We start from the raw sequence: 22,123 nt of genomic DNA, 5'->3' as shown, positions 1-22,123 counted from the left end.
TCTATTCAGATAGTGACTGTATCCATTTCTTGAAGAAATTACGCTGCTCTGTGACGGAGACTTCGCTCTCCACAGAGTCCGGAGTAAATATATTTACTAGGTTGCTCCGTTTTGCTTGGGATCCTAGTGATAGTTCATATGCAATCAATCCGCCCCCCATCTGACTTGACATTCTGGAGGGGTGAACATTGATCTTTGATCCCTTGCATTGAAAAATATAGCCGGGCAATGTTTCGCGTAAATTTAAGAAAGATGAGAATATATCTGCTCCTGTGCCAGTAAACTTTGACCCGTCAGCGAAGGCTACGCTAACTGATGCAGGTTGCTCGGAATAAGTTAGCTCTACTTTTTCTATCTTATTATTGAAGACCACTTCTAGGCTTACGTTTTCCATTTCCTATTTTGCCTTGGGGTTAGGGATTGAGTAGCCAATATAGCTTCCATCGGCGTTCAGCGGTGTAACTCCTAGAATGTCTTTGCTGCCCACGCCGCCAGGAATAGCAATTTCTTTTTCTTCGGGGAATGGCACGGCTTTCCCTAATTCCTTATTTACGTCCCGGCCATCTACTCTCCGAAGTATATAAAGGTATCCTTTCTTTGTCCGGTATGCGGTTCCGAAATCAATTCCCACATCTTTGTCGGTAGATGTGCTTACAAATATGCTGGGGGGAGTTTTGTTGTCATAAACATGTGCGTTCAAATCTTCACTGACTCCTAGAGGTCTAAACCCTTCTTCAAATATAACCTCCGGTTTGCGCGTGTCACCCCTGTATAAATACCCGTTTTCACCTTCAGGTGTGGGTGTGTTTGGAGAACCATCATTTGCTGCTGCATTTTCTAAAGGATCATCAGTAACCCCTCGACTATTTCCATTTACTTCTGGGCAGTTGTTTAGGCCCAGCGGATCCACCCACCCCGTCGGATTAGGCACGTACCGGTAGTTATTGAGCCCACCCGCCAGCTTGATCGGGTCCGGCGTCAGGAACGATCCCGTGCTGGGATTGTAGTAACGGTGGCGGTTGTAGTGCAGGCCGGTTTCGGCGTCGAAATACTGGCCTTGGAAGCGCAGCGGGTTGTCGAGATCGGCGATTTCCAGTTTGGCGACGTTGCCGTAGGCACGGTATTGCGCCGACCAGAGGATTTCACCGGCAGTGCTGGTGAGTTCCAGCGGGGTGCCAAGGTGGTCGAGCTGGTAGTAGAAGGGTTCGGCCGCTGCGCCTTCACCCTGGAGCATGACCAGGGGGCGGAAGGTGCCAGGTTCGTAGATATAGCTGCGGTAGTGCGCCGGGCCGCTCTCGGCGATCAGGCGTTCGCCTTGCCAGAGAAATTCGCTGATCTTGCCGTCGACGACCTTGGCGATGCGTCGGCCGAAGGCGTCGTAGCGGTATTGCACCTGGCTGCCGTTGGGCAGGCTGGCGCCGATCAGGCGGTGCTGACAGTCGTAGCGGTACTCGGTGACCAGCTTCTGCCCGGCGCCCCGGCGTTCACGCACGAGGTTGCCGTAAACGTCGTAGTCGTAGTGGCTATCGCCCTGCATCAGCAGGCGGTTGCCTTTGACGTTGGCCAGGTTGCCGGCGTGGTGGCTGGTCTGCGCCAGCAGGGTACCGGCGGGGTCGTGGGCGAAGCTTTCCGGGATATCGCCGCGCACCGCTACCAGGCGATCCAGCGGGTCGTAGTGGTAGCTTTTGCTGCCCTTGCGGGAGTCGTCGATGCCGGCGAGGTTGCCGTTGGCGTCGTAGCGGTAATGGCGCTGCAGGAGGTCGCGTTGCTCCTGGCGAACACTGTGGGCGAGTAGGCGGCCCTGCTCGTCGTACTGGTATGTGCTGAGCAGCGCGCCTTGCTGGCGGAATTGCTCGCGGCCACCGACGCCGTACTGGTGGGTCGTCAGCGGGTGGCCGTTGAGGTCGATGCCGACGAGGTTGCCGCCAGCCTGGCGGCGATAGTCCAGGCGACTGCCGTCCGGTAGCCGGCAATGGCTGAGCTGGCCGGTGGCGTCGTACTCGTAGCGCAGGGTGCTCCAGCCCTGGTGCTCCTCGATGAGGCGATCCTGCAGGTCGTAGCCGTAGGCCAGCGGCCATTGGCCGTCGTCGACGCTGACCAGGCGGCCGAGGCTGTCGTAGGCGTAGTGGATCTGCTCGCCGTCGGCCAGGGTTTTAACCAGCAAGCGACCGTCGCCGTCGCGCTGGTAGGCGGTGATGCGTTCGCTGCCGTCCTCGGCGTATTCCTTCTTCTCGATCAGATGGCCGTTGAGGTCATAGGCGTAGGCGGTGGTGCGGCCGTCGAAGGCAGTTTCGCGCTGGATCAGGCCGTTGGGGTAGTAATCCAGGCTGTAGTGCTCGCCGCGTTCGTTCTCGATGCCGGTGAGCAGCAGGCGGGCGTTGTCGTAGCGGTAGCGCAGTTGGCTGCCGTCGGGGTTGATGCGGCGGCTGACCAGGTGCAGGCCATCGGCATATTCGTAGCGGGTCACGCGGCCGAGTTCGTCGCGCTCGCCGGTGACCTTGCTGTAGGCGTTGTAGGTGTAGGCGCGGGTAGCGCCACCGGGCAGGGTGAGCTGGTTTAGACGGCCGACGGCATCCCACTGGTAGTGGGTGATGGCGCCGCTCTCGTCCTGACGGGTGATCTGCCGGCCCATGGCGTCGTAGCGGTAGCGGCGCTCGCCGCCATTGGGCAGGCGCTCTTCGATCAGTTGACCTTGTGGGTTCCATGTCAGGCAGTGCTGGCTGCCGTCGGGATGGCGGATATCCAGCAGGCGACCCTGAGTGTCGTAGCGGTAGTGCGTGGTGTGGCCATGCGGGTCGGTTTGTTCGGTAATGTCGCCCTGGTCGTTGCGCTCGTACTTCCACAGCGCCTTGCCACGGCGCACGGTGCGTACGTAGCCATCGAAGTAGCTGAAGTGGGTGGGCTCGTCTTCGGCAGGAATCACCGTTTCCAGGCGGCCGGCCTCGTCGTAGCGGTATTCGGTGATGGCGCCGAGCGGGTTCTTCTCGGCGATCAACTGGCCCTTGTCGTCATAGGCTTTGAGGGTTTCCGCACCGTCCGGATCGACCTGCCGTACCAGACGGGCATTTTCGTCGTGGACGTAGGTTTCCTCACTGCCATCGGCGTTGCGCACAGTGACGCTGCCCTTGTCGTCCCAGGTGTAGCGGGCATCCATCTGGCTGAAGTTGGCCCAGTGATGCACGCAGCGCGCCTGCTTGCCTTCGCCCTGCCATTGCCAGAAGAACGCGGCGCCGCCCGCCAGCTGGCGCTGGAGGATGACGTTGCGGTTGTCGTAGCGGTAGTGCTCCGTCTCGTCCAGGGCGTTGCTGGCTTCGAGCAGCTGGCCGGCTTCGTTGTAGCGATAGCGCACCAGTGTCTGCACCGTTTGCCAGGAGGCTTCTTCGGTGTCGGACGGGCGGCGAACCTGGTAGTCGACGGCGGCGATACGCCGGCCCTCGTAGCGCAGCAGCAGGGCACGGCCGCCGTTGTTGCTGAGGCGGTGCAGACGGCCAACCAGATCGCGACTGAGCTGCAGACGATTGCCGTAGGCATCGCTGATGGCGATCAGGTAACCGCCCTGGGCGTCGCGGCGGAAGTGGTAGAAACGTGGGACCTTGCCGGCTTGCGCGAGGATCAGTTCGGTGGGGTCTTCGCCTAGATAGATGGCGGCCCGCGACAGGCGATTGGTAATTGCCGGGCGCTGCTCGCTGGGTACCGGGAAGGTGGTGCGGCGATTCTCGTGGTCGGTCCAGACCAGGCTGTCGCCTTGCAGATCCAGGCGGTGCGCCAGGCTGTGGCTCCAGCCATAACCCAGGCCGCTATCGATCTCGGCGGCACTGGTGCGGTACAGGCGCGCCCAGGGGAAGGCCAATACGCCGTCCAGTTCACCGTCGGTGAGGGTCAGCAACTCCTCGCCGGTAACCATGGACACCGGGCAGTTGTTGGTGCAGGTCTTGTCGGCATGATCCGCCGGTTTGTCGTTGGGTGTCTTGGCGGGGCTGGAGGCGTCGTCGACATGCTCCACCTGCTTGAGACTGGTGGCGTTCTGTGGCTTGTTGCGGGTGTGTAGCGAGGCGTCCGGCTCAATCTGTCCGGTTCCGCCACTGGGTTTGGTGGCAGGCGTCGAAGGTTTGCCCGGTGCGCTGGCGGCACTGCGCCCAGCAGGCTTGCTCACGCCACCGGAACCTGGCTTGGCCGGAGGTGTAGCACTGGTCGCGGGTGTCGCGGGCTTGATCTCCACGGTGGCCTTGCGCGCTGGCTGCATAGCGCCGCTGCCATGGGCAAGCAGGGGCTTGGAGGCGGTCGCATGGGGGGCCGAGTGGCCCTTGCTGATGTTCATCAGCATGGCGGTGAAGTCTTCGATCAGCTTGAGCACTTTGCCGCCTTTCGCGGCCTTCAGTGCCTTGGTCCCGACGCGTACGGCCAGGCCGATGCCGCCGGTGAGTACGACCCCGAGAAGGATATTCAGCAGCACTTCGCCGCTCAGCTCGGCGAGCACCTCGATGCAGGTCTGTGGCGGCAGCATCTTGATCCAGGCGACGATGGCGGCAATGTAAATCCACATCAGCGGTTCGTCGCTGGCGATCAACAGTGCGTTATGCAGCGCGTCCTTGGAGGCGTTGTAGATGCGCTTGATCTCTTCCTCGGTGAAGAACTTGCGCAGCTTTTCGTAGTTTTCCCGTGGGTGGGCGATCAGGTTGTAGAGGCTCTTGATGTCATCCCACAGGCCCATGATGACCTTGAGAAAGCCCTTCCATGCGGCTTCCATCTGTTGCCGCACGCGCGCGTCCATATTGGCGTTGTTGTGCGTCTGCCAGAGCGGGAGAAAGTCTGTGCTCCACTCGGTTTGCAGCCAGCCTTGCAACTGGCCGATCACGCCCTGGTAGGAGTTGAACAGCGTGTCGACCTGGGCCCGCGTCGGGTTAGGGAAGAAGGTGATCTTGTACTGTTGCCCGGGCTTGCAGTTATCGATGACCTTGATACCGGTCGGGCCGATGGTGGTGTGGATGACCGGCCCCAGCGTGTCGTCATAGGCCCAGCCTTTCTTGACGGGGACCAGTTGCACGGGGGTATTGCCGATGGGCACGAAGCGGGCGGCCTCGAAGCTGTGGATAAGGGTGAGCTTGCCGTTGGCCGGGCAGGTGGCATAGAGGATGGCCGGATCCTTGCCGTCCTTGTCCTGGGTGTCGACCTCATCACCGACCTTGAACTGCTGGTCGGCATCCAGCACGCCGCCGTACCAGGCCTCGGAGATATCGCGGTAGTCCGTCAGGCAGGTCTTGAAGTCCCCGAGGATCTCCTTGATGTCGGGTTGCGTGGCAGTCAGGCTGCCGAATAGGGAACCGATCACAAAGCTCATTGGGTAGCCTCATCTTCCAGATGGGCTATCAGGCGCCCGGTGTAGTTGTCTTCCGTGAGGGCGGTACGACGCACGAAGCGCTCGACCTTTTGCCGCAGGTTGCGTTCCGGTGCGGTGAAATACAGTTCGGCATGCTCTTCCTGCAGCCACTGCATGAGGTTGTCGATGACGGTGCTGGGGTCTGCCGCGGTGAGTGCATCCATCATTGCCTTGGGCACTTCCCACCAGGGGTATTTGCGTGCAGCCGGCAGCGGCGGAAGGCTGATGGCCAAGGCAGTGCCGTTGATCAGGTAGTGGTCGAACACCGGCAGCAGGCCAGTGGCACTACTACCCAGATGCTGCAGGATCGGCAGCAAGTGACGACCGTCCCAGTGGCGGAAGAAGACCTCTGTGCCGTCAGGCATGCGGGCCTGAGTCAGGCTGCGCAGATGATCGAGGACGACCTCTGGGGAATAGGGCGAAGTTGCCAGCCAGCCCCAGTCCTGCAGGGATTCGCTTTCGGCCCAGTCGAGAAAGCTGCTGTTGCTGCCTAGCTCACCCAGATACGGCATCACGTCGTGCCAGCCCTCGTAGGGCGTGCCGCCCCAGATGGGTAGAGGGGCGATGATGGAGTGTTGCTGGTAGTAGGCTTGCAACGGATTGGCGTCGCTGGCGTTGCCTATCACCACATACAGGTGACGGTCAGCGCCGAGGTCTTGCTGGTTCAGCCAGTCGCGCAGGTTTTTGGGCTCAGATCGCACAGGCGCCGTCCTTGCACTTCGCGCATTCTTCGCAGAACGGCGCGTTGCGCTTCAGGGTCTGGACCTGTGCCGGTGTAAGCAGGGCGCCTGCCTTGTCTGTGGCAGCCTGCTGCACTTTGCCGGGCAGTATGGGAGCTGCCCCCGAACCGCTCCCTGGACTGCCTCCCGAGTTGATCTTCACCGTCGCGCCGCTGAGGGTGATGCCGCTGGCATCCAGTTTGACGAAGCTGCCGCCGGCCTTGAGGGTCAGTTCGCTGCCGGCTTCGAGGACGATCTTCAGGCCGGCGTTGAGGTGGATCTCGTTGCCGGCTTCGACGAACTGGCCGGTGCCGATCTTCACGTGCTGGTTGTTGGCCACGCTGAGGTGGTCGTTGGCGCGGATTTCCACCTTGCGGTCGGAGTGGGTGGTGCGGTGTTCCTCGGCCTTCAGTTCGGTGTAGCTGTTGGCTTCGACCGTGTCGTGGCGCTCGTGGCCGATGCGGATCTTCTGGTCGTGCTCGACGTTTTCGTCCCAGTCCTTCTGCGCGTGCAGGTAGATCTGTTCCTGGCCTTTGCGGTCTTCGATGCGCAGTTCGTTGTAGCCGCCACCACCGGGCGAGCTGAGGGTCTTGAACACCGTGCGGGTCTTGTGCGCCGGCAGGTCGTAGGGCACCACATGTTCGGCGTGGTACAGGCAGCCGGTGAGCAGCGGCTGGTCGGGATCACCTTCGAGGAAGGTCACCAGCACTTCCATGCCCACTCGCGGAATGGCGATAGCACCGTAGCGGTCGCCGGCCCAGCTACTGGAGACGCGTAGCCAGCAGCTGGTCTTGTCGTCGGCCTGGCCTTCGCGGTCCCAGTGGAACTGCACTTTCACCCGGCCGTACTGATCGCAGTGGATCTCCTCACCTTTGGGGCCGGTGACCACGGCGCTCTGGCTGCCGAGGATGCGTGGCTTGGGATGTTGCAGGGGCGGGCGGTAGGGAATGTCCCAGGGGGTGGCACTGAAGCGGTTGCGGTAGCCCTGGTGGAAGCCGTCCTCGGCGCCTTCTGTTTCCTTGCGCGCGCCGAGGAAGCTGGTCACCGACTCTTCCAGCACCTGCGGCTGTTTGCCTTCGTGGTGGATCTCGTTGAGCAGCCACAGCTGGTTCCAGTCGCTGCGCGGGTGGCTGGCCAGTTCGAGGAAGTGGCCGCTGAGCAGCAGGGGCTGGTCGCTCTGGCCTTCGGCCAGCTGGTAGTCGGCGCGGTGGCGTTCCAGGCTGCGTTGCGCCAGGTGCTTGCCGCGGGGGCGCTCGGTGAAGCGGCCGGGGTAGTCATAGTCTTCCAGGTCGAGTTTGGCCTCGCCCTTGTGTGCAGCCTCGAGTTGCAGTCGCGGTTTCTCGAAATCGTAGTCACGGCGGGTGACGCGGCTGGTGCGAGTGGCCAGGCGCAGGCCAAAGCGCTTGATCACCGGCTCATCGGCGACCAGGCCGGAGTCCTGCTGATAGGCCACCGGGGCCAGGCGCGGGAAGGCGGTCTGGTCGTCGGCGAAGACCAGCACATGGCCGTCCTGGCTGTGCTGGAAGTGGTAGTGGATGCCTTCTTCCTCGCACAGGCGCTGGATGAAGTGCAGGTCGCTCTCGTCGTATTGCACGCAGTAGTCGCGTTTGGGATAGCTGGCGCCGAGCTGGAAGCGGTAGGCGCCGCGCTGGATGCCGTGTTCTTCCAGAATCATGGCGATGATTTCGGCCACGCTGAGCTGCTGGAAGATGCGCTGGTTGTTGCGATGGGCCAGGTAGGCCAGTTGCGGGCGCAGGACCAGTTGGTAGCGGTTTAGGCGTTTGCCGGATTCGCCGCGTCCCACCTGCTGGATGTAGCCGTGGATGCCGCCGCCCTGGGCGGACAGGGCAAGGAAAGCGCGCTGGTGCAGCAGGCTTTGCAAATCGAGATCAGGCTGTTCGCTGACCAATTCCAGGTTGAACGTGAAGGGCTGGCTGAGGGCTTCATGCCCGGTGAATTCGAGCACCTGTAGATCGTGCGCGACGCCGTCGATGCTCAGGCTGAAATGGGTCTGGTTGGCGGGGGCGAACATCCTTGTTCCTCTTGCCGAAATGGCAGCGGCCAGGAGGCCTGGCCGCTGCGGGTGTTACGGTCTGCTTCCCTGCAGTCCGGTGCATTCTCGACGACTGCGTGGTGCGCTGCGTTGATGCGGGGCGCAAATTTACGCTGTCGCCGAGAGGCGACCGGAGTCAGGCGGAGATCGGCGAGCGCCAGTCGTCGGAGCCCGAAGTGCCAGACACTTCGTGGGTCCAGACGATCTTGCGGTAGGTGAAGTAGACGTCTTCCAGGTGGGTGAAGTGGGCCATGCCCGGGTCCTGGCAGTTGGGCATGCGCGACTGCACGTCGACGATCACCGCGTCTTCCAGTTCGATGGTGTAGTAGTGCTCCTGGGTACCGGTGGAGGAGGTGCGATACCACTCGATGCGGCACTTGTTCAGGCGCTCGCCGGAGGTCAGCGAGTTGAAGATCAGTGGCGAGGATTTGTCGAACACCTTGGTGATCATCAGCGGCTTGTGCACGCGCTGGCCGGTCGGCTGGCCGGACTGCGGGTCACGCGGGATGATCACCTGGTGGTTGAAGGCCTGTACCAGCACCTGGTCTTCATGACCTTCCTGGAAAATGTTGCCGACCGAGTCCTCGGTGAAGGTGCCTGCAGTGATCAGGCCCTGCTTGGTGCCTTCGAGGGTCATATACGCGGGTGTTGGCATGAGTGCGCTCCTTGCTTGGGTCATGGACCGTGTCTGGTCCGGGAGTCAGTGGCTTTTCAATCCGTGTGCCATAAATAAATTATCTTTTAATAACAATAGGTTGGGCCGTTAGTAGGGTGGCGCGGAAGAGGCCCTGCGAAATGCCGCACGGAAAGCTGGGCAACAGCTTGCGCAAGGCTGCGCAGAAAGCTGCGCAGCCGCCTGCGGGGCTTGATTGACGGGGCTCGTCGGGAAGGGCGGGTGTCTTGCGGGGATACAGCTGTGCAGCAACTGGCGCAGTCAGTCCCGCCAGCTGCGGCCTTGCAGTTCCAGCAGGCTCTGCGCCTGTTCCGGGCCATTGCTGCCGGCCGGATAGGGGCGTGGATTCTGGTAGTACTCACGCCAGCCCTTGAGGATCGGGTCGACCCAGGCCCAGGCCGCTTCCACTTCGTCGCGGCGCATGAACAGCGTCGAGTCGCCTTCGATCACATCCAGCAGCAGGCGCTCGTAGGCGTCCCAGCGGCGCTTCTGCGGGAACACCTGTGCCAGGTTGAGATCCAGGTCCATGGGCGTCAGGCGCATGCCCTTGCCCGGACTTTTGCCCATCAGCTGCAGGCTGATGCTTTCTTCCGGCTGCAGGCGGATCACCAGGCGGTTGGCCTGGCTGCTTTCGAACAGGCGGTGCGGCACCGGCTTGAACTGGATGACGATCTCCGAGCTCTTCTTGGCCATGCGCTTGCCGGTGCGCAGGTAGAACGGCACGCCAGCCCAGCGCCAGTTGTCGATCTCCACCTGCAGGGCGGCGAAGGTCTCGGTGTCGCTGTCGTTGTCGACCTGCTTCTCGAAGTAGTAGGCCGGCACTTCCTGGCCGCCGATCTTGCCGGCGGTGTACTGGCCGCGCACGGTCTTGTCCTGCACATCCAGGCCATTGATCGGCTTGAGCGCCTCGAGGATCTTCAGCTTCTCGTTGCGTACCGATTCGGCGTCGAAGCGCACCGGCGCTTCCATGGCCACCAGGCACAGCAGCTGCAACAGGTGGTTCTGCACCATGTCGCGCATGGCACCGGAGTGGTCGTAGTAGGCGCCGCGATTCTCCACGCCGAGTGTTTCGTTGACGCTGATCTGCACATGATCGATATGCCCGGCACGCCAGATCGGCTCGAACAGGGCGTTGGCGAAGCGCAGCGCCATCAGGTTCTGCACCGTCTCCTTGCCCAGGTAGTGGTCGATGCGAAACACCTGGGCTTCGCTGAACACCGCACCGATCGCCGCGTTGATCTCGCGGGCCGACTCCAGCGAATGGCCGATGGGTTTTTCCAGGACGATGCGCGTGTTGTCCCCGGCCAGGCGGGCGATGGCCAGGTTTTCGGTGATGGCTTCGAACAGGTTGGGCGCGGTGGCCAGGTAGTAGATGCGGCCGCGCTGGCTGGCGTCGGCACCCAGGAAGCGCGCCAGGCGGCCAAATTCGGCGCTCTGCGAGGCATCCATGGCGAAGTAGTCGAGGCGTTCGGCGAAGCTGGCCCAGGTGGCGTTGTCGAAATCCTTGCGCGCTACCTGGGCGCGGCAGCGGCGCTCGGCCAGGGCCTGGTACTCGCCGCGGCTGAGCACGTTACGCGCCACCGCCTGGATGCGCATGTCGGCGTGCAGACGGCCGTCACGATGCAGGTGGTAGAGCGCTGGCAGCAGCTTGTGCAGGGCCAGGTCGCCTGTGCCGCCAAAGACCAGCATGTCGCAAGGGGTGTTCAACAAAAGGACTCCGGCGGGGTTTACCTGTGCGGCTGGGACGCTCATGTAGTATAACTACAAGGCCACTACAGCCCGATCATAACCCGAGTCCCTCCTGTGAATCTGCTGCAGCATATCGCCCAGTCCCGTCACCTGCTCCGCAAGTCCGAACTCAAGGTCGCCGACCATGTCCTGCAGGACCCCTCGGCGGTGATGCACAGCTCCATGGCCGACCTGGCCCACGAGGTCGGCATCAGCGAGCCGACCATCGTGCGCTTCTGCCGCGCTATCGGTTGCGGCGGTTTCCAGGACCTCAAGCTGAAGCTGGCGCAGAGCCTGGCGGCGGGGGCCAGCTTCGGCCAGTTCGCCATCCATGAGGATGACTCGGTCACCGACTTCAGCCTGAAGATCTTCGACACCACCCTGCACACCTTGATGGAAGTGCGCGAGCGCCTCGACACCCAGGCCCTGCAGAAGGCGATCAACGCCATTGCCCATGCCCAGCGCATCGAGTTCTACGGCTTTGGTGCATCCGGCGCGGTGGCGGCGGATGCCCAGCACAAGTTCTTCCGTCTGCTGCTGACCGCGGCGGCGTACTCCGACCCGCACATGCAGGCGATGAGCGCGGTGACGCTCAAACCCACCGACGTGGCCATCTGCATTTCCCAGTCGGGGCGCTCCAAGGACCTGCTGATCACCGCCAACCTGGTGCGCGAATCCGGCGCCACGCTGATCACCCTGTGCCCGGGGCAGACGCCTCTGGCCGACCTGTCGACCGTCAACCTGGCCATCGATGTACAGGAAGACACCGAGATCTATACCCCGCTGACCTCGCGCATCGCCCACCTGGTGGTGATTGACGTGCTGGCGATGGGCGTGGCCATGGCGCGCGGTCCGAGCCTGGTCAACCACCTGAAGAGTGTGAAGCGCAGCTTGCGCAGCCTGCGCCTGTCGCCGAAGTCGGTGAAGAACACCGATGAAGGCCGCGCCGACTGAGCCTCCGGTTCCACGAAAAGCCCGCCCTGTGCAGACAGCGCGGGCTTTTTTGTGGCCGTTTGGTCATCGCTTGTTCATCGTCCTGGCACGTAATTGTCGTGTGCCGCGCCCATGCTGGTGCTCCCCGAATCCATTGCTGGGAGACCTGAAATGGCTACTTATCTGGATGAACCCCATTCCGCGAACAAGTCCCGCCGTCAGCAGGAAGACCTGCGCCGCATGCAGTTTCGCCGGGCGATCGAGGATTACTCGGAGCGGCGTCGGCTGAGTGACGAGATCAGCAATTTCCCCGAGCAGCTCGCGGCCGGCATCATGGCTGCGGCGCCACTTGCAGAGCGGCGAAGCGCTCGCCCAATGCACTGATCTGCGCCCGCTCGGTGCGGATGAATTCGAGGAACGCCTGGGCCACCGGCGACAGGCGTTTGCCGCGGGTGTGCACCACGCACCAGCTGCGCTGTAGCGGCAATTCCTCGACCGGCAGTTCGCGCAGCAGGCCGGCGGCCAGCTCCAGGCGCACCGCGTGGCGCGGCAGCAGGGCCAGGCCGAGGCCGGCGATCACCGCCTCCACTTGCGATTCGGTGGAGCCGACTTCCAGGGTCTGGGCGAAGTGCGCGCGCTTCTGGTGGCAATACTCCTCGCAGGCCTTGCGTGTGCCCGAGCCAGCCTCGCGCACCAGCAGCGGGAATGCACCCAGATCCGCCAGGCGCAGCCGCTGCAGCGAGCACAGCGGATGGCTTGGCGGCGCCACGGCGACGATCGGATTGTTGAAGAACGGAAAGAAATCCAGCGCCAGCTCGCTCGGCACCTGCGACATGATCAGCAGGTCGTCGCGGCTCACCGACAGGCGTCGCACCGCCTGCGCATGATTGACCACCACCAGCTGCAGGCTGACCTCCGGATGCTGCGCGCGAAAGGCGGCGAACAGGTGCGGCACCAGGTACTTGGCGCTGGATTCCACTGCCAGGCTGAGCTGACCCTGCAGCGAGCCCTGCAGGTCGGAGAGCTGCATGTCGAGGCTTTCCAGGCGGCCGAAGACATCTTCGCTGGCCTTCAGTAGCACCTCGGCGGCGGGCGTCAGGTAGAGCTTCTTGGCCACGTAATCGAACAGCGGCTGGCCGATCAGCTCTTCCAGCTGGCGAATCTGCAGGCTCACGGCCGGTTGGGTCAGCGCCATTTCTTCTGCCGCGCGGCTGTAGGAACGGCTTTCGCACACCGCGCGAAATACCTGAAGCTGACGAAATGTCATGCGCATCAGTGATTTACGCATGATTGGCACCTGTATGAGCGACTGAAGTAGCTCAACTATAAGTCTTGGCTAATGGCTAACCCAACAAATATTGATTTTGGTTAATCAACGCACGGGCGTAGGGTTAAGCCAAGACCGCCGCGGGCTGTGCGGTCACCCGCCGACCGCTCTGCTGCGGTCGTTTGTTCACGTGATCGAGGAACCAGGCTCGTGATCAAGAAAATCCTGATTGCCAACCGCGGCGAGATTGCCGTCCGCATCGTGCGCGCTTGCGCCGAGATGGGCATCCGCTCGGTGGCGGTCTACTCCGAAGCCGACCGCATGGCCCTGCACGTCAAGCGCGCCGACGAAGCCCACAGCATCGGCGACGATCCGCTGGCCGGCTACCTCAACCCGCGCAAGCTGGTGAACCTGGCCGTGGAGACCGGCTGCGATGCCCTCCACCCGGGTTACGGCTTCCTCTCGGAGAACGCCGAGCTGGCGGATATCTGCGCCGAGCGCGGGATCAAGTTCATCGGCCCGAGCGCCGAAGTGATCCGCCGCATGGGTGACAAGACCGAAGCGCGGCGCAGCATGATCGCCGCCGGCGTGCCCTGCACCCCGGGCACCGAGGGCAACGTGGCGGATGTCGCCGAAGCGCTGCGCGAAGGTGATCGCATCGGCTACCCGGTGATGCTCAAGGCTACCAACGGCGGTGGCGGTCGCGGTATCCGCCGCTGCAACAGCCGCGAGGAACTGGAGCAGGCTTACCCGCGGGTGATCTCCGAGGCGACCAAGGCCTTCGGCCGCGCCGAAGTGTTCCTCGAAAAATGCATCGTCAACCCGAAGCACATCGAGGCGCAGATTCTCGCCGACAGCTTCGGCAATACCGTGCACCTGTACGAGCGCGACTGCTCGATCCAGCGCCGCAACCAGAAGCTGATCGAGATCGCTCCCAGTCCACAGCTGACCCCCGAGCAGCGCGCCTATATCGGCGACCTCGCTGTACGCGCGGCCAAGGCGGTGGGCTACGAGAACGCCGGTACCGTGGAGTTCCTGCTCGCCGAGGGCGAGGTGTACTTCATGGAGATGAACACCCGGGTGCAGGTGGAACACACCATCACCGAGGAAATCACCGGCATCGACATCGTCCGCGAGCAGATCCGCATCGCCTCGGGCCTGGAGCTGTCGATCAAGCAGGAAGACATCCAGTACCGCGGCTTCGCCCTGCAGTTCCGCATCAACGCCGAGGACCCGAAAAACAACTTCCTGCCCTCGTTCGGCAAGATCACCCGTTACTACGCGCCCGGTGGCCCCGGCGTGCGCACCGACACGGCGATCTACACCGGCTACACCATTCCGCCGTACTACGACTCCATGTGCCTCAAGCTGATCGTCTGGGCACTGACCTGGGAAGAGGCGATGGACCGCGGCCTGCGCGCGCTGGACGACATGCGCCTGCAGGGGGTGAAGACCACCGCCGCCTATTACCAGGAAATCCTGCGCAACCCCGAGTTCCGCAGCGGCCAGTTCAACACCAGCTTCGTCGAAGCCCACCCGGAACTGACCAACTATTCGATCAAGCGCAAACCGGACGAGCTGGCCCTGGCCATTGCTGCCGCCATCGCCGCCCACGCCGGCCTGTGAGGAACTGAGAAATGGCTAAGAAAATCACCGTTACCGACACCATCCTGCGCGACGCCCACCAGTCGATCATCGCCACCCGGATGCGCACTGAAGACATGCTCCCCATCTGCGACAAGCTCGACAAGGTCGGCTACTGGTCGCTGGAAGTCTGGGGCGGCGCGACCTTCGACGCCTGCGTGCGCTTCCTCAAGGAAGACCCCTGGGAGCGCCTGCGCCAGCTCAAGGCCGCGCTGCCCAACACCCGCCTGCAGATGCTCCTGCGCGGGCAGAACCTGCTCGGCTACCGCCACTACAGCGACGACGTGGTGCGCGCGTTCGTGGCCAAGGCCGCGGTCAACGGCATCGACGTATTCCGCATCTTCGACGCGATGAACGACGTGCGTAACCTACGCGTCTCCATCGAGGCGGTGAAGGCTGCCGGCAAGCACGCCCAGGGCACCATCAGCTACACCACCAGCCCGGTGCACACGGTCGAGGCCTTTGTGAAGCAGGCCAAGGCCATGCAGGCGATGGGCATCGACTCCATCGCGATCAAGGACATGGCCGGCCTGCTCACGCCGTTCGCCACTGCTGAACTGGTCAAGGCGCTGAAGGCCGAGATCGACCTGCCGGTGTTCGTGCACAGCCACGACACCGCCGGCATGGGTTCGATGTGCCAGCTCAAGGCCATCGAGGCCGGTGCCGACCACATCGACACCGCCATTTCCAGCTTCGCCTGGGGCACCAGCCACCCGGGCACCGAGTCGATGGTCGCCGCCCTGCGTGGCAGCGAATACGACACCGGCCTGGACCTGCCGCTGATCCAGGAAATCGGCATGTACTTCCACGCCGTGCGCAAGAAGTACCACCAGTTCGAGAGCGAGTTCACCGCCGTGGACACCCGCGTGCAGGTCAACCAGGTACCGGGCGGGATGATGTCCAACCTGGCCAACCAGCTGAAGGAACAGGGCGCGCTGAATCGCATCAACGAAGTGTTCGCCGAGATTCCGAAAGTCCGCGAAGACCTCGGCTTCCCGCCGCTGGTGACGCCGACCTCGCAGATCGTTGGCACCCAGGCGGTGTTCAACGTGCTCGCCGGCGAGCGCTACAAGACCATCACCAACGAGGTGAAACTGTACCTGCAGGGCCGTTATGGCCAGGCGCCGGGCAAGGTCAACGAGCAGCTGCGCAAGCAGGCGATCGGCAGCGAGGAAGTCATCGATGTGCGCCCGGCCGACCTGATCCCGCCGGAGCTGGCCAAGCTGCGTGCTGAAGTCGGCAGCCTGGCCAAGTCCGAGGAAGATGTACTGACCTATGCCATGTTCCCGGACATCGGCCGCAAGTTCCTCGAGGAGCGCGCCGCCGGCACCCTGACCCCGGAAGTGCTGCTGCCGATTCCGGAAGCGGGTGGCGTCGCGGCGGTGGGCGGCGAAGGCGTGCCGACCGAGTTCATCATCGACGTGCACGGCGAGAGCTACCGCGTGGACATCACCGGCGTGGGCGTGAAGGGCGACGGCAAGCGCCACTTCTACCTGTCCATCGACGGCATGCCGGAAGAAGTGGTGTTCGAGCCGCTCAACGACTTCGTCAGCGGTGGCGGCAACAAGCGCAAGCAGGCCAGCGCGCCGGGCGATGTCAGCACCACCATGCCGGGCAACATCGTCGATGTGCTGGTGAAAGAAGGCGACAAGGTGAAAGCCGGCCAGGCCGTGTTGATCACCGAGGCGATGAAGATGGAAACCGAAGTGCAGGCGCCGATCGCCGGTACCGTCAAGGCCATCCATGTGGCCAAGGGCGACCGGGTCAATCCGGGCGAAGTATTGGTGGAAATCGACGCCTGATCGGCTAACGAGCAAGTCCCTGTGGGGAGCCGCGAGGCTCCCCTTTTTTATGCCGGCCAACCAGGTCTGGGCAGTCCGTAGGGAGGGTGTAACCCGCGACACGGGCAACGCGGGTTTCACCCGCCCTACTCGTATGCCCTGCGCGCGGATCGCAGGCACAAAAAAGGGAAGCGCTTGGCTTCCCTTTGGGCGGTAACGCAGATGACTCAGCGCCAGAACGGCTTGCTGATTTCCGCTTCACGCTCGTACAGGCTGATGCCGGCGTCGGTCAGCAGGCGCTCGTCGAGGCGGGCCAATTCACGGCGGCTGACGATGCGGCGCTGCCACAGCAGCAGGGTTTCGAGTACGCGTGGGGTGCTCGAGGAGTGGTCTTGAAAGATCAGGTCGGAACTGAGGGTACGTTCCATGGTGGCGCTTCCTTCCGCTTGTGGCGGGATGAGAGGGTGTTCTACTGGAAGGCTATTTTCCTGACTAAGTGGTCGACTTTGTAGGCACAGCTGAGCAAAATTGCCGGGCTATTCATTAGCCTGCTTGGTAACTGTTCTGCTTTTATGCGCACAGCTGTATCTGTCATCAGTGGAAAGTCCTGCTAATTCTCTAACTGCGGGATTAACACCGAGAACTATCTGCCAATCACGGCAGTTTCATGGCGGTACAGTTCTTAAGCTGAGCGGATCACAGCCGATCTGTTTTATGTCGAAAAGCAGACCTTGTCTGTCGTCCTTTCGGCGGCAGCCAGGCCAGCAGGCGGCGTACAGTAACCTCACTCGACCCCTGGGATGCCGAAGGAAATCCACATGACCGACCAGACCCAGCAATTCGCCAGCGACAACTATTCCGGCATCTGCCCGGAAGCCTGGGCCGCCATGGCTGAGGCCAACCAGGGCCATCAGCGCGCCTACGGTGACGACCAGTGGACGGCGCGTGCGTCCGATCATTTCCGCCAGCTGTTCGAAACCGATTGCGAGGTGTTCTTCGCCTTCAACGGCACCGCCGCCAACTCCCTGGCCCTGGCCTCGCTGTGCCAGAGCTACCACAGCGTGATCTGCTCGGAGACCGCCCACGTCGAGACCGACGAATGCGGCGCGCCGGAGTTCTTTTCCAACGGCTCCAAGCTGCTCACCGCGCGCACTGAGAGCGGCAAGCTGACCCCGGATTCGATTCGCGAGATCGCCCTCAAGCGCCAGGACATCCACTACCCGAAACCGCGCGTGGTGACCCTGACCCAGGCCAGTGAAGTCGGCACCGTCTACAGCCCCGAAGAGGTCCGCGCGATCAGCCAGACCTGCAAGGAACTCAACCTCAACCTGCACATGGACGGCGCGCGCTTCTCCAACGCCTGCGCCTCTCTGGGCTGCAGCCCGGCCGAGTTGACCTGGAAAGCCGGGGTCGATGTGCTGTGCTTCGGCGGCACCAAGAACGGCATGGCGGTCGGCGAGGCCATCCTGTTCTTCAACAAGGCCCTGGCCGAGGACTTCGACTACCGCTGCAAGCAGGCCGGCCAGCTGGCCTCGAAGATGCGTTACCTGTCGGCGCCCTGGGTCGGCCTGCTGCAGGACGATGCCTGGCTGCGTTACGCCGGCCACGCCAACCAGTGCGCGCGCCTGCTGGCCGAGCTGGTGGCGGACGTGCCGGGTGTCAGCCTGATGTTCCCGGTACAGGCCAACGGTGTGTTCCTGCAGCTCTCCGAGCCTGCGCTGGAACGCCTGCGCGACTGGGGCTGGCGCTTCTACACCTTCATCGGTGCCGGTGGCGCGCGCTTCATGTGCAGCTGGGATACCGAGGAAGCGCGGGTGCGCGAACTGGCGGCGGACATCCGCCGGGCCATGGCCTGAGCCGGTACTGTGGGGCGGCACGCTGGGTTGAGTGAAAGTTTCAATCGAACCCATGCAATACCCTGCTTGGTCGAGTAGCGCCCACTTGTTCGATCCTTGCCGTCACTGAGCTCACCGCATGATCGAACAAGGGGATTGCATGAAAACCGTGGCACAGATTCTCCAGGCCAAAGCGCACCAACACGTCGTCCACAGCATCGCGCCGGGGGCAACCATGCTGGACGCGCTGCGGGTGATGGCCGAACACAATGTCGGGGCGCTGCTGGTGCTCGACGAGGGGCACCTGCTGGGCATCGTCAGCGAGCGCGATTACGCCCGCAAAGGCGTGCTGCAGGGCCGCTCATCCATCGGGACCCTGGTCAGCGAGATCATGAGCGTGCCGGTGATCAGCGTGTCGCCACGCCAGAGCATCCGCGAGTGCATGACCTTGATGACCGACCGCCACCTGCGCCACCTGCCGGTGCTGGACAACGGCGAACTGCTCGGGCTGCTGTCGATCGGCGACCTGATCAAGGAAACCCTGGCCGAGCAGGATGGGTTGATCCAGCACCTGGAGCAGTACATCCGCGGGGAGTGAGCAAAAAAAGACCGGCCAATTGGCCGGTCTTTTTATTGGCGCGGGGTATCAGTTACCGGTCTTCACCTTGCTCCACGCCCGGGTACGCGCACGTTCGGCGGCACGCGGTAGTGGTTCGAGGGTGTAGAGGGTCTTCAACGCTTCGGCTGTCGGGTAGAGGTTGGGGTTGGTGCGGATCGACTCGGCCACCAGGGCGGTAGCGTCCTTGTTCGGGTTGGGGTAGCCGACGAAGTCGCTGATCGGCGCGATCACCTGCGGCTGCAGGAGGAAGTTGATGAACTCATGGGCTTCCTCGATGTTCTTCGCGTCTTTCGGGATGGCCATCAGGTCGAACCAGATCGGCGCGCCTTCCTTGGGCAGACGCATGTCCACGGTCACGCCGTTCTTCGCCTGCTTGGCGTTGTTGGCGGCCTGGGAGAAGCTGCCGGAGTAGCCGACGGCCACGCAGATCTCGCCGTTGGCGATGTCGCTCATGTACTTGGAGCTGTGGAAGTAGCGCACGTACGGGCGCACCTTGCTCAGCAGCGCTTCGGCCTTGGCATAGTCGGCCGGCTCCTGGCTGTTGGGCGGCAGGCCGAGGTAGTGCAGGGCGATCGGCAGGATCTCCGACGGCGAGTCGAGCAGGGCCACGCCGCACTGCTTGAGCTTGCTGATGTTCTCTTCCTTGAAGATCAGGTCCCAGCTGTTCACCGGGGCATTGTCGCCGAGGGCGGCCTTGACCTTGTCCGGGTTGAAGCCGATCAGCACGGTGCCGTACATGTAGGGCACGGCGAACTGGTTGCCCGGGTCGTTGGCCTCGATCAGCTTCATCAGCTGCGGGTCGAGGTGCTGCCAATTGGGCAGTTTGCTGCGGTCGAGCTTCTGGAACACGCCAGCCTCGACCTGCTTGGCGAGGAACACGTTGGACGGCACCACCAGGTCATAGCCGGAGTTGCCGGTGAGCAGCTTGGCCTCCAGCGCTTCGTTGGTGTCGAAGATGTCGTAGGTCAGCTTGATGCCGCTGTCCTGCTTGAACTTGGTCAGGGTCTCGGGGGTGATGTAGTCGAACCAGTTGTAGACCTTGAGCTCGCGCTCGGCCGCCTGGCTGGCGCCGCTTAACAGGGTGGCGCCGCACAGGGCGGTGGCGATCAGTTGCTGGAGTTTGTTCATTGTTGTTCTCCTGTGCAGGGCGCGTCAGACGCCCTGGAAACCTTCGAGTACGTTGACGGCGTTGATGCCGATTTCCGCCACGGCGTAACCGCCCTCCATGACGAACAGGGTGGGCTTGCCGAGGGCGGCGATGCGCTGGCCCATGCGCAGGTAGTCCGGGCTGTCGAGTTTGAAGCTGGAGATCGGGTCGTCCTTGTAGGTATCGACGCCGAGGGACACCAGCACCACGTCGGCGTCGTAGGCGGCAATGCGCTGGCAGGCGGTGTCCAGGGCGGTGCCCCAGACATCCCAGGCACTGCCGGCGGCCAGTGGCAGGTTGAGGTTGTAGCCCTCGCCCGCGCTGGCACCGGTCTCGTCGGCATAGCCGAGAAAGTGCGGGTACTCGAAGCTCGGGCTGCCGTGGATGTTGGCGACGAACACGTCGGCGCGCTCATAGAAGATCGACTGGGTGCCGTTGCCGTGGTGGTAGTCCACATCGAGGATGGCCACGCGCTTGGCGCCCTGGTCGAGGAAGGCCTGGGCGGCGATGGCGACGTTGTTCAGGTAGCAGTAGCCGCCCATCACGTCGGCACTGGCATGGTGGCCCGGCGGACGGCACAGGGCGAAGGCGCTGCGCGCACCGGCGGCGACTTCACGCTGGGCGGTGAGGGCGACCTGGGCCGAGGTGTACACGGCCTGCCAGGTGCCGGCGGTGATCGGCGCGAAGCAGTCGAAACTGTGGAAACCGTACTGGCCGTAGAGATCGTCCGGACGCTTGGCGCGCATATGGCGGGCCGGGAACACGCCGGGCAGGAAGTCGGCCGTATTGCCCTGGGCGGCCCAGCCGGCCCAGGCCTTCTGCAGGAAATCCAGGTAGTCGGCGCTGTGGATGCGGGCGATCGGCGCCAGGCCGAAGTCCTGCGGCTCGCGGATCTCTCCGAGCTGCTGCGCCTTGACCCGGGCCAACACGTGGTCGGCGCGTTGCGGCATCTCGAAGCAGGGCTGGAATTCGCCGCCGACCATTTCGCCCTGGGCGTGGTGCAGGCGGTGGTCGTCGCTGTAGAGGGTGAGCATCGTGTTGTTCTCCGGACAGGGCGTCTGCCTGCATTGTTGGCAGGCCCGGGCGTGCGGGAGAACGACCGGAATGGCCAAGATGGGATAGATATGGCCAATTTATGCAGGGCATGGCGGCCATATTTCTCTCATTTTCTGCTGTAGCTCGGATCAATCTCAGTGGTGGAAAACGCTGCGCGGTTTTCCACCCTACTCAGGCCTGCGGGCGCCGTAGGGTGGATAACGCTTTGCTTATCCACCAGTGCTAGAGAACGAGCGCTTAACTGCGAAAGCGACTCGGCGGTAACCCACTCCAGCGCTGGAAGGCATGGCGGAAGCTGGCGGTTTCGCTGTAGCCCATGGTTTCGGCGATCAGGTGGATCGGCAGTTCCTGCTCCAGCAATTGCCGGGCGCGTTCGAAGCGTAGTTCGTCGAGCAGGCGCTGGTAGCTGCTGCCGGCTTCCTGCAGGTGGCGGCGCAGGCTGCGGGGTGAGCAGTTGAGCTGGTTGGCCAGGCCTTCCAGGCCCGGCGGGTTGTGCAGTTGCGCGGCAAGCGCCTGGCGGCAGCGGGTCAGCAGGGTCTGACGGCTGACGAACTCGCTGTTCAGGCGCTGGCAGCGCTCGCGCATGTCGCGCTGGGTCACCGCGTCGGCCAGCGGCAGGCGCCGTTGCAGCCAGGCGGCGTCGAAGACGAAGGCGTTGCGCGCGGCATCGAACTGGCGTGGGCAGGCGAAGCTGGCGTGGTACTCGTGCTCGTAGGCTGGCGCGGCATGGCGCAAGTGCGCGGCGCGCAGCTCCAGCGGGCGCCCGAGCAGGTCGTCGCAGACCAGCTTGAGCGAGGCCAGGCAGAACTCGACGTTGAAGGTCTGCAGCTCGGGCAGGTCGCGATAGCCATCGGCGCACAGCCAGACCTGATCATCCTCGCGTTGCAGGCTCAGCTCGAAATAGGTGCCGAGCAGGGCGGGGAACTGCAGTGCCAGCTCCAGCGCATCGCCCAGGGTGGCGCTGGACAGCAAGGCATAGCCGAGCGGGCCGTAGGACGACACATGCATGCGCCGGCCGAGCACCAGGCCGAGCTCGCGGCAATGGGCCAGGGCATTGGCGCACACGCGCATTTCCTGGGCGGTGGTGATGCGGATGTCGGCGCGCTGCAGATCGGCGAGGCGGATGCCGCTGCCGTGCAGCAGCAGGTCGGCGGGCACGCCGCGTTCCTGGCCGATGCAGTCGAGGACCAGGACGATGGTGTGCAGGGTGGTCAGGTGTGAATGCAGCATGGCGCAACGGTGTCAGCAAAGCCCGAGGCAGGCAAGCCCGATGCTGGATCGCAGATGCAGC

Annotated in this window: 16 protein-coding genes; 6 read left to right on the top strand and 10 right to left on the bottom strand. The window is 63.3% G+C overall.

What is annotated here, in order from left to right; genetic code table 11:
• Positions 1-397: 397 nt before the first annotated feature.
• The 5 genes from H3H51_RS04190 to zwf all read right to left on the bottom strand — a co-directional run bounded on the left by H3H51_RS04190 (position 398) and on the right by zwf (position 10,511).
• Entirely contained in the window at positions 398-5,338 is a 4,941-nt protein-coding gene (locus H3H51_RS04190) for an RHS repeat-associated core domain-containing protein (protein ID WP_183087749.1), read from the bottom strand.
• Positions 5,335-6,078, bottom strand: a complete 744-nt coding sequence (locus H3H51_RS04185) for a DUF4123 domain-containing protein (RefSeq protein WP_183087748.1) — start codon at positions 6,076-6,078, stop codon at positions 5,335-5,337. Before H3H51_RS04185 ends, H3H51_RS04190 begins: the two co-directional genes overlap by 4 nt.
• Positions 6,068-8,128 carry a type VI secretion system Vgr family protein gene (gene tssI, locus H3H51_RS04180; protein ID WP_183087747.1) on the bottom strand — a complete coding sequence of 687 codons (2,061 nt, stop codon included), beginning with the start codon at positions 8,126-8,128 and terminating at the stop codon, positions 6,068-6,070. The genes H3H51_RS04185 and tssI overlap by 11 nt, the downstream gene beginning before the upstream one ends.
• 157 nt (positions 8,129-8,285) lie before the next feature.
• Positions 8,286-8,804: an Hcp family type VI secretion system effector gene (locus H3H51_RS04175; RefSeq protein ID WP_183087746.1), complete on the bottom strand. Its 519-nt coding sequence runs from the start codon at positions 8,802-8,804 to the stop codon at positions 8,286-8,288.
• Between the two features lie 279 nt (positions 8,805-9,083).
• Positions 9,084-10,511 (bottom strand): glucose-6-phosphate dehydrogenase, encoded by a 1,428-nt coding sequence (zwf, locus tag H3H51_RS04170; RefSeq protein ID WP_407926461.1) that lies wholly within the window; start codon positions 10,509-10,511, stop codon positions 9,084-9,086.
• 114 nt (positions 10,512-10,625) lie between these two features.
• On the opposite strand from zwf, the gene hexR reads away from it, so the two are divergent.
• Both hexR and H3H51_RS04160 read left to right on the top strand, forming a co-directional pair.
• Complete coding sequence (gene hexR, locus H3H51_RS04165; protein ID WP_183087744.1) at positions 10,626-11,504, top strand: transcriptional regulator HexR; 879 nt, start codon at positions 10,626-10,628, stop codon at positions 11,502-11,504.
• 150 nt (positions 11,505-11,654) lie between these two features.
• On the top strand, positions 11,655-11,867 hold the full coding sequence (locus H3H51_RS04160) for a PA3496 family putative envelope integrity protein (RefSeq protein WP_183087743.1): 213 nt from the start codon (positions 11,655-11,657) through the stop codon (positions 11,865-11,867).
• Here the strand turns inward: H3H51_RS04160 and H3H51_RS04155 are convergent.
• A complete protein-coding gene (locus H3H51_RS04155) occupies positions 11,815-12,771 on the bottom strand; it encodes a LysR family transcriptional regulator (protein WP_407926460.1) in 957 nt (318 codons plus the stop codon). The genes H3H51_RS04160 and H3H51_RS04155 overlap by 53 nt on opposite strands.
• Positions 12,772-12,960: 189 nt before the next feature.
• Between H3H51_RS04155 and H3H51_RS04150 the strand changes: the two genes are divergently transcribed.
• Together H3H51_RS04150 and oadA are read left to right on the top strand one after the other, a co-directional pair.
• Positions 12,961-14,376, top strand: a complete 1,416-nt coding sequence (locus H3H51_RS04150) for an acetyl-CoA carboxylase biotin carboxylase subunit (protein WP_183087742.1) — start codon at positions 12,961-12,963, stop codon at positions 14,374-14,376.
• An 11-nt stretch (positions 14,377-14,387) separates the two neighbouring features.
• Entirely contained in the window at positions 14,388-16,196 is a 1,809-nt protein-coding gene (gene oadA, locus H3H51_RS04145) for a sodium-extruding oxaloacetate decarboxylase subunit alpha (RefSeq protein ID WP_183087741.1), read from the top strand.
• Between the two features lie 206 nt (positions 16,197-16,402).
• On the opposite strand, the gene H3H51_RS04140 is transcribed toward oadA, so the two are convergent.
• Entirely contained in the window at positions 16,403-16,603 is a 201-nt protein-coding gene (locus H3H51_RS04140) for a DUF1127 domain-containing protein (RefSeq protein WP_183087740.1), read from the bottom strand.
• Between the two features lie 390 nt (positions 16,604-16,993).
• Here H3H51_RS04140 and H3H51_RS04135 point away from each other — a divergent pair, with 390 nt between their 5' ends.
• Together H3H51_RS04135 and H3H51_RS04130 are read left to right on the top strand one after the other, a co-directional pair.
• Complete coding sequence (locus H3H51_RS04135) at positions 16,994-18,031, top strand: threonine aldolase family protein (RefSeq protein WP_183087739.1); 1,038 nt, start codon at positions 16,994-16,996, stop codon at positions 18,029-18,031.
• A gap of 139 nt (positions 18,032-18,170) precedes the next feature.
• Positions 18,171-18,608 (top strand): CBS domain-containing protein, encoded by a 438-nt coding sequence (locus H3H51_RS04130; RefSeq protein WP_183087738.1) that lies wholly within the window; start codon positions 18,171-18,173, stop codon positions 18,606-18,608.
• 48 nt (positions 18,609-18,656) lie between these two features.
• Here the strand turns inward: H3H51_RS04130 and H3H51_RS04125 are convergent, their stop codons facing one another.
• From H3H51_RS04125 to H3H51_RS04115, 3 genes are all read right to left on the bottom strand, one after another.
• Complete coding sequence (locus H3H51_RS04125) at positions 18,657-19,757, bottom strand: polyamine ABC transporter substrate-binding protein (protein WP_183087737.1); 1,101 nt, start codon at positions 19,755-19,757, stop codon at positions 18,657-18,659.
• Positions 19,758-19,781: 24 nt separating this feature from the next.
• Positions 19,782-20,810 (bottom strand): histone deacetylase family protein, encoded by a 1,029-nt coding sequence (locus tag H3H51_RS04120; RefSeq protein WP_183087736.1) that lies wholly within the window; start codon positions 20,808-20,810, stop codon positions 19,782-19,784.
• 259 nt (positions 20,811-21,069) lie between these two features.
• The gene (locus tag H3H51_RS04115) at positions 21,070-22,062 is read right to left on the bottom strand and encodes an AraC family transcriptional regulator (RefSeq protein WP_183087735.1); all 993 of its coding nucleotides are present in this window, start codon (positions 22,060-22,062) and stop codon (positions 21,070-21,072) included.
• Between the last annotated feature and the right edge of the window lie 61 nt (positions 22,063-22,123).

Origin of the sequence: Aquipseudomonas ullengensis (assembly GCF_014174475.1) — a bacterium.
Lineage (GTDB): Bacteria > Pseudomonadota > Gammaproteobacteria > Pseudomonadales > Pseudomonadaceae > Aquipseudomonas > Aquipseudomonas ullengensis.
Note: the sequence above shows the minus strand (reverse complement) of the source record. Positions and strands in the feature narration are given on the sequence as shown.